The 3,019-nt window shown below is 55.6% G+C and carries 4 protein-coding genes; all 4 read right to left on the reverse strand.

Annotation, left to right across the window (positions count from 1 at the left end):
- Positions 1-136: 136 nt before the first annotated feature.
- A complete protein-coding gene (locus tag JNN07_23735; GenBank protein MBL9170764.1) occupies positions 137-364 on the reverse strand; it encodes a hypothetical protein in 228 nt (75 codons plus the stop codon).
- Between the two features lie 478 nt (positions 365-842).
- Positions 843-1,412, reverse strand: a complete 570-nt coding sequence (locus tag JNN07_23740; GenBank protein ID MBL9170765.1) for a hypothetical protein — start codon at positions 1,410-1,412, stop codon at positions 843-845.
- A gap of 3 nt (positions 1,413-1,415) precedes the next feature.
- Entirely contained in the window at positions 1,416-2,237 is an 822-nt protein-coding gene (locus JNN07_23745; protein MBL9170766.1) for a hypothetical protein, read from the reverse strand.
- Positions 2,234-2,611, reverse strand: coding sequence for a hypothetical protein (locus tag JNN07_23750; GenBank protein ID MBL9170767.1), 378 nt, complete (start codon positions 2,609-2,611; stop codon positions 2,234-2,236). The genes JNN07_23745 and JNN07_23750 overlap by 4 nt, the downstream gene beginning before the upstream one ends.
- Between the last annotated feature and the right edge of the window lie 408 nt (positions 2,612-3,019).

Genomic DNA, 3,019 nt, shown 5'->3' on the forward strand with positions numbered 1-3,019 from the left:
CACAGCCTCAACGCCGGTTGGCGTTTCATTGTGGAAAACTGGCTCCGCTGCCAGCAATGGATCTCCGTTCGGGACAACCAACACAAAATTGTGTCAACCAATTCCAAGCCCTTTTGTTCTCAGAATTGATTTTGCACTACACCCGTGAAAGTTCCCAGCTGGCGTTGGGTCCATCGGGCAGGTAGCAAAGACCATCGGCTAACTCGGTGAACCGATTGGTTCGATAGCGCGTGGCGCCGCTCTGATCGACGAAACTCTTGATTCGCTGAAGTACCTGATGGCTGGCACCCCTTTCTACGACCTGGAGTTCCTGAGCTGTGGACGAGAGAACGAGAGTCGCGAAAAGAAGGAAGGCGCTTTTCATAAATTCAGGGGGAGGCTTTCAACTTCGGGGATAATACCAACGCAGGATCGAATCAACGGGCGAGAGGGAGGGACGGGGCACGCCGATGAGCAAGACCTAGGGAAAATCAACACCGCTTTTCCTTGCTCCAGTTTTTATCACGAGATCCATTCATGATTTTTCTAAACCTATAGTTTGCTGGCGTGATCGTTACGCTTCCCGCTTTTTTCTACAAGAGCGAGTCTCTAACACGTTTGGGGGATGCGGCTGACGGATGAGATGTTCGAGGACTACGCAAACCAGCACCAACAGCGGATTGCGCACGCGAACTTGTCGGGCAAATGAACAGCGAAGTTTAAATGTGAAGCTCCATCTAGTCGCTCGCTGTGATTCCAAAGGAAAAACGCTGGCTGTGAAGTGAGCCTTCTCGACTCACTTCCCAGCTAAAATAGCCCGAGGAGCTCACACTAAAACACCCCCACCCACCCACATCGAACTGTTAGCCTCCCATTCGTCTCCAAAAGTAGCCTAGAAATCCAGCCGAGATCCAGAGAGCGACAACCAGCACCCAGTGGCTCAGCCACGGACTTGACTGGAGATCGGCGCATTCCTGACGGAGGATTCGCCCGGACTGGTCGAAATCGGCTTTCGCCGCGTCCCAGGCTTTTGAGCCTTTGACCAGCCCGTCGCGAATCTGCTGGGCCGTCTTCTCGGCTTCCACCAGATGGCTCTTGAAACTGGCGAGGATCTTCTCGGCGATCGCGGCTTGATCCCGAATCTGTTTCTGAAGCTCTTGGGATCTGGCCAAGGTCGTCGACTCATAGGCCTTGATCTGACTGGCGATGCAGTTCTGCTGCTCTCGAAACTCCTTCTGCAGGGATGCCCGGGCCGCTTCGATGGTTAGGAGCACCTTCGCGGCGGCTCGGAATTGAGATCGGTTGAGCAGCACGAGTTGGACCGGGAATGAATTCTCATCCCCCTGGCACCAGGCGGCCAAGAGCTTCCGGAGCTGTTTCGCCTCCGCCGGAGAGGCTCCCTCACACAACGCGTCAAAGGCAGTATCATCCATACTTCATTCTCCAAAGTTGAGGTTGGCCTGCGCATCACTTTCCGGGGCAGCGGTGCTCACTCGCTGTGACTTAGCTTCCAAGGAGAACCCCTCGGGAAGCAACAGTTCGGCGATGGGGTCATACTCGAGGAATACCTTCTGCAGTGCCCATTGGATCTCCCCCTCCAGGAGACGCTCCAAATGGTGCATGTCTGGATGAGAGACTTCGGCGAAGCTTAAGGCGCGTTTGGCTTTCATCTCGGCTTTCTCCATGGCCAGAAGCGTTGTGGGCGTGATGCCCGGTAGAAGGACCGACTTGGCTCCAAAATCGATGAGCTGTGCCTCTAGCTGCGAACCGTTGAAAAGATCGCCACGGGCCTTGGTGGGGTTGTGGACGATGACGTAATCAACTCGATCCCCCGCATAGAGGAACAGACGGGCGACGTTATTCATGCTTTCGGTGTCGTCCGTCGGGAACAGGAAGAACGTCAGCCGAATGCCTTCGTCCGCACAAATGTCCAGGATCTGCAATTCTTCCAAGGCACTGAGGATAAGCGCGTCCGCTTGAGCGCGAGTGTCGATGACGTGGATGGGGGTGTTCTCCTTCATCACTCGGCGAAACAGGGTGAGTAAGGCTGACTTGCTCTCCTGTCCGTTGCCCAGTTGGTACGACTTCACGACGTCCCGGTGCCGAGCGGCAAAGGTATGGTGGCGGTCATCGAGATCCGATCCCGTCCAGCTGATGCCGTGGTGATCCAGCCAGGCGGTACGGAACTCGGTTTCAAAGCTTTTGCCGAGGTTGCCTTTAGATTGGGGGTTTAGATGAATGCGTCGGGTAATTTTCATGTGCTGGTTGGGTCGTTGAGGTTAATACGGGCGGGGTCTACAGAACGAAATCGTCGCGTTGGAGGCATGGCTGCCGCGATCGGTTTTCCTTTCACGGCGTTGACCACCGGAGCTGGCGACTCCTGCGAGCCAATCGACTCCCAGTGAGTAACCGCCTGGCGTTTCACAAATCGCCGGAAGAACTGGTGCACACCCTGAAACGTGATCGCACAGCCCAATTGATCCGTAAGGTGACATGCGATTTCCTTCCAGGTCATCCGCTGTCGACGAAGACTTCGGATGAGTTCGGTGTGAGGTTCGAGCCGACTGTGATACGCCCGTCCGCCGCCCTTACGACGGAGCGTGTGCGATTGGTTCTCGTTCTCAGATCCCATACTTTCCAGGTTGCCCGAGACGTCAGAATCCGCGTTAGCGAGTAGTTCGCAGGTTAATGCCGCCTGCTGAGGAGTTACGCGAATTCCGAAGCAGACCTATCAGGAATCGCTTTGAGCCGAACCTGGGTAAGTGAGCGTCGGATCGGTCGTTGAACGGTGTTGAAAGCGGTTGAGCGGGAGCGTTGAAGCCCGTTGACCCGCGTTGAGCTTATCAACGTCATTCAACGGACTGGGTCCCCTATCCTGCCTTCCGCCGCGCCCCACAGCGAAATTCTAAGCTCCAGCTTAGGGGTAGGGCGTCTCCACAATAATGAATCCATCCCGCAGCGCCTAGCGCCTTGAATCGAGTGCCGATTCTTGAGGCAGAGGGTTGAACACGAATGTATCGAGGTCAGGTGGGGCCATACA

The sequence above is a fragment of the Verrucomicrobiales bacterium genome (assembly GCA_016793885.1).
Lineage (GTDB): Bacteria > Verrucomicrobiota > Verrucomicrobiia > Limisphaerales > UBA11320 > UBA11320.

Bases quoted from the DNA above. Each gene is read 5' to 3' on its own strand.
- JNN07_23735 (MBL9170764.1), bottom strand. From the start codon at position 364: ATGAAAAGCGCCTTCCTTCTTTTCGCGACTCTCGTTCTCTCGTCCACA.
- JNN07_23740 (MBL9170765.1), bottom strand. From the start codon at position 1,412: ATGGATGATACTGCCTTTGACGCGTTGTGTGAGGGAGCCTCTCCGGCG.
- JNN07_23745 (MBL9170766.1), bottom strand. From the start codon at position 2,237: ATGAAAATTACCCGACGCATTCATCTAAACCCCCAATCTAAAGGCAAC.
- JNN07_23750 (MBL9170767.1), bottom strand. From the start codon at position 2,611: ATGGGATCTGAGAACGAGAACCAATCGCACACGCTCCGTCGTAAGGGC.